General features: G+C 72.2%; 5 protein-coding genes. 1 reads left to right on the top strand and 4 read right to left on the bottom strand.

The window, feature by feature from the left end:
• From WD250_12405 to WD250_12390, 4 genes are all read right to left on the bottom strand, one after another.
• Positions 1-617, bottom strand: a 617-nt coding sequence (locus WD250_12405; GenBank protein ID MEX2621005.1) for an S-layer homology domain-containing protein, incomplete at its 3' end; no start/stop codon positions are given.
• Positions 618-1153: 536 nt separating this feature from the next.
• A complete protein-coding gene (locus WD250_12400) occupies positions 1154-1597 on the bottom strand; it encodes a DUF86 domain-containing protein (GenBank protein ID MEX2621004.1) in 444 nt (147 codons plus the stop codon).
• Positions 1590-1976, bottom strand: coding sequence for a nucleotidyltransferase domain-containing protein (locus WD250_12395; protein MEX2621003.1), 387 nt, complete (start codon positions 1974-1976; stop codon positions 1590-1592). The genes WD250_12400 and WD250_12395 overlap by 8 nt, the downstream gene beginning before the upstream one ends.
• Positions 1977-2002: 26 nt before the next feature.
• Positions 2003-3028 (bottom strand): peptidoglycan-binding protein, encoded by a 1026-nt coding sequence (locus WD250_12390; GenBank protein ID MEX2621002.1) that lies wholly within the window; start codon positions 3026-3028, stop codon positions 2003-2005.
• A gap of 66 nt (positions 3029-3094) precedes the next feature.
• Here WD250_12390 and aroE point away from each other — a divergent pair, with 66 nt between their 5' ends.
• Positions 3095-3916 carry a shikimate dehydrogenase gene (gene aroE / locus WD250_12385; GenBank protein MEX2621001.1) on the top strand — a complete coding sequence of 274 codons (822 nt, stop codon included), beginning with the start codon at positions 3095-3097 and terminating at the stop codon, positions 3914-3916.
• Positions 3917-4200 lie beyond the last annotated feature (284 nt).

Raw genomic sequence — 4200 nt, 5'->3', positions numbered from 1 at the left:
GGCTGCTGGGGGCGGAAGGTGCCGTCGGTGAAGCCCTGGGCGATGCCGGCGCCGATCACGGCGTCGATGGCGTCGGCGTGGGTGCCGGCGACGTCGGACAGGCCGCTGGCCTGCTCGGGAGCAAGTTCCAGGGCGCGGGCGAGGAACGTGGCCATCTGGCCGCGGGTGACCTCCAGCTGGGGGCCGAAGGTGCCGTCGGCGAAGCCCGAGGCGATACCCGCGGTCACCACCGCCACGATCGAGGAGGCGTGGGCGTTGCCGACGATGTCGGGCAGGCTTTGCAGCACGCACCGGGCCACCTGGGCGTCATCGGCGTCGATGATCTCCTCGGCTTCCACCTCTTCGATCGGCTCGATCGGCTCTTCGATCGGCTCTTCGACCGGCTCCTCGACCGGCTCTTCGATCGGCTCTTCGATCGGCTCTTCGATCTCGGTGTCCTCTTCCTCCGGGTCGGGCAGGCAGTGCGCGATCGGGTTGCCAGGCAGCCGGTCGAGCAGCTCGCCGGTCGGCAGCTCGCCGATCGGCAGGTCGGGGACCGGCGAGCCCGAGCGGGGGAAGGCCGCCGCGGGCAGCGCCAGTAAGACGGCCAGCGCGAGCGCGACCAAGGTCGTGGTCATGGTGCGAGAAGTCTTCATCAGTGCAGTCTCCGACTCGTAGGTGTCATACGTTCCGTACCTGTGACATCGCACAGGGTGACCGAAGTGATACGGGTTTGCTCGGATCAGCCGCGAAACCCCCCACTGGAACTAGTGTCCTGAGTCGGAGATCCGTTGGCGGTGTCGGACCGGTGTTGTTGGCCGCCGCTGGCGCACCTGGCGGTCGGGATCGGTCCGCACCACCGGCTGCGGGGGTTGTCGCGGCTGTCGGCGTCCGGTGGCGCGCCGGGAGGCGGTGTGCGCCACCGCGGACACTTCGCCGTGCGTGACTCACGCCACCGCGGACACTTCCCCGAACACAACGGGCAAACCGTACAAGATTGTGTGCCTATTTATACTTGTCTGCTCCTTCTAGGCAGCGGTGAAGTGTCCGTGTTACGGGCACGCACACCGGCGAAGTGTCCGCGTTGCGCCCGTACACAGCGGCGACGTGTCCGCCACACCCGGCACAGCTGAGAATCGCCTCCGCAAGCTCCAGCGATTCACGTCTCAGGACACTAGCTCGCGCCGTGGGCACCGGCGTCGGCGTCGGCGGCCCATCGGCGCACCTCGGCGATGAACGTCTCCAGGTCGTCCAGGCGGTCGAGGGTGGCGACGACCAGGTCGTCGTCGACCTCCGCGTACCCGTGCACCAAGACATTGCGCAGCCCCGTGGCCTGGGCCAGGCGATCGGCGAGGTCTCCGGAGATCACCCCGTGTCGCGCCAGAACGCGCACCGCGCCCGCGGAGTCCTCGGCGGGACCCCACAGCTCGGAGGCGAGCAGGTGGTGCGCCACGTCGAGGACCGCCTCCACCGCCGTCACCAGCCGGTACTTGGTCGCCGACAGCAGCAGCTCGTCGGCACGGAGGGCGGCGCGGTCCTCCGCGGCTCTTGCCCGAAGGATCGCCAGCTGCTCGCCGAGACGTTGGAGCAGTCGAGCGAGGCGGACCGGGTCAACCACGGTGCAGCACCGTTCGGACCAGCTCCCGACGTCGGTGGGCCTCGTCGAGGTAACGCTTGGCATGGTCGGCCTGCCAGGCCACACGGCTCGGCGGGTCGTCATCGAGCAGCACCACGCCGGAGTGGGCGACGCGGCCGGCCAGCTCGGCTCCGGCGGTGTCGAGCACCAGCAGGTCGCAGGACGCGGGGAGCGCCACCTCCCAGGCGCCGACCGGGCGGCCGAACCACGCGGCCACGTCGAGGTCCGATCGTGGACCCTGGGTGCCCTGCACCCTGCTGCCGTGCAGGTAGGCGAAGCGCGCGTCGGCCGCTCGTAGCGCAGCGTGGAGACGTTCGAGGGTCAGCCCCTCGGGCAGGTCGACCTCGGTGAGGGCACGCACGGACACGAGTCTACGGGGGTGCCGATCTACCCGCCGAGCGCCCGACGGGTCTGGGGGCCGACGATGCCGTCGACGGTGATGCCGGCGTCGCGCTGGAAGGCGCGGGTGGCCCGGTCGGTCTGGGGGCCGAAGGCGCCGTCGACCGCGATCGGGTTCGAGCGGACCCGGTTCAGCTGGGTCTGCCAGGCGGCCACGTCGGCGCCTTGGTCGCCGACGCGCAGCACCGATCGCCTGCGCGGAGCGGCGGGGGATGGGCCGGCGGCGGACATCGCGGCCCGGGTCCGGGGCCCGACGACGCCGTCGGCGGTGATGCCGGCGTCGCGCTGGAAGGCGCGGGTGGCCCGGTCGGTCTGGGGGCCGAAGGCGCCGTCGACCGCGATCGGATTGGAGCGCACGGTGTTCAGCTGGGTCTGCCAGGCGGCCACCTCCGCGCCCCGGTCGCCGACGCGCAGCAGACCGTCGCGGCTGCCGCTGCGTGAGGGCGCGTCGGTGCGCCGCTGGGCTGCGAGGAGCGAGCCGTAGGGGTTCAGCCGGTGGGTGCCGTAGGGGTCGGTGATCGCACGGTCGTGGATCTCGAAGTGCAGGTGAGGACGCCCGCCCGCCGCGTTGCCCGAGTCTCCCACGTAGCCGATGAGCTCACCCCGCTGCACGCGAGAGCCCTCCGACAGGCCGGGGGCGTACGCCTGGGTGCGCGTCCCGTTATGGGGGCCGAGGTGGTAGTAGGCGTACCGCAGCCCGTCGGTGCCCTGCACGTGCACCGCATAGCCGGCGGTCGGATGGCGGGCCGGCAGCCAGCTCACGGTCCCGGCTGCCGCAGCGTGGACGGGCCGGCCATGCGGGGCGAAGACGTCGGTGGCCCGGTGCGCGCGCACCCCGTCTGCGCGCCCCGCGTGGTAGTCGTCCGAGAGCTCGACGGCCCCCGGGACGGGGAAGGCGATGTCCACCACCCGCTGGTACGGTGCGGCGCTGCTCTGCGTGAAGGTCACCGCCCCAGCACCGGCGAGGAGCAACCCACAGCACAACAGCATCGGATACACGACTCTTGTTAACATCCGCCACAGCGTAATGCTCCCGCCGGTGGGAGGGAACCCCCGAATGTCCGTGTGGAAGGGCTGCGTGTGAGCCAGCCGACGACGGCTCGGACCGACCTGGTGGCGCTCCTCGGCCACCCCGTCGGTCACAGCGTGTCCCCCCAGATCCACTCGGCCGCGTTCGCCGCGGCCGGGATCGACGCGGTCTACGTGGCCCTGGACGTCGAGCCCGACGCCCTTGCCACTGCGGTGGGGGGCCTGCGGGCCGTGGGGTTTCGGGGCGCGAACATCACGGTGCCGCACAAGCAGGCGGTGGGCGAGCTCGCCGACGAGCGCACGCCGGAGGCGGACGCGGTCGGGGCGGTCAACACCCTGTACTGGTCGGGTGGCCGGCTGACGGCCGACAACACCGACGCCACGGGCCTTCAGGCATTCTTGGAGCACGACCTCGGCCTGGCCGAGGGGACGCCCACGCTGCTGCTGGGCAGCGGCGGGGCCGCGCGCGCCGCCGCCGTGGCGCTCGGACGCGTCGGGGCGCACGTCGAGGTGGTCGCTCGCCGCGAGCACGCCGGCCTGGAGGTCTCGGCGCTCGCGCGCCGCATGGGTGCCGCCCGCGTGGGGCCGGTCCCCGAACCCGCGCTGGTGGTGAACGCCACGCCGCTGGGTCTGCGGGGGGAGGTGCTGCCGGATCGGTTCATGCGCCTGGGGCGGGGCCAGACCGCCCTCGACCTGGTCTACGGGCCGGCCGACACCCCGTTCCTCACCGCGGCGCGGGCAGGGGGCGCCGAGGCCCACGACGGCCTCGGCATGCTGGTCGCCCAGGCCGCGCGGTCATTCGAGCGCTGGACCGGCACCACAGCACCACTGCCAGCCATGCGACGCGCGGCGGATATCGCCCTCGGCCGCTAACTCGTGAATCGCCCGAGCGTGCGAGGGCGATTCTCTGCTGTGCCGGGTGGGGGGGTCGCGCTGCGACCGCCATGAAGATGCTGAGGGGGACGCACCGCGATTGACAGGGCTGGCGGCAGACCGTTCTATACGGCCTCTCCCCGTTGCGTGCCGGGGCGACGAGTGATGATGGCGAAAGGACCCGCCGGCATGGCCGAGGATCCGGACGACTCAGGCACGGAGTTTCTCTTGCCGGCTCGACGCGGCCCCGCCGACGATGCCGTCGCCGGGCCGTTCCCCGACCG

Source organism: Egibacteraceae bacterium (genome assembly GCA_040905805.1).
In the GTDB taxonomy this organism is placed as follows: Bacteria; Actinomycetota; Nitriliruptoria; order Euzebyales; family Egibacteraceae; genus DATLGH01.
The sequence above is the reverse complement of the archived record's forward strand: the minus strand, read 5'-3'. Positions and strand labels throughout refer to the sequence as shown.

Excerpts from the sequence above, each read along its gene's own strand:
- WD250_12390 (MEX2621002.1), bottom strand. The coding sequence starts at position 3,028 with ATGTTAACAAGAGTCGTGTATCCGATGCTGTTGTGCTGTGGGTTGCTC.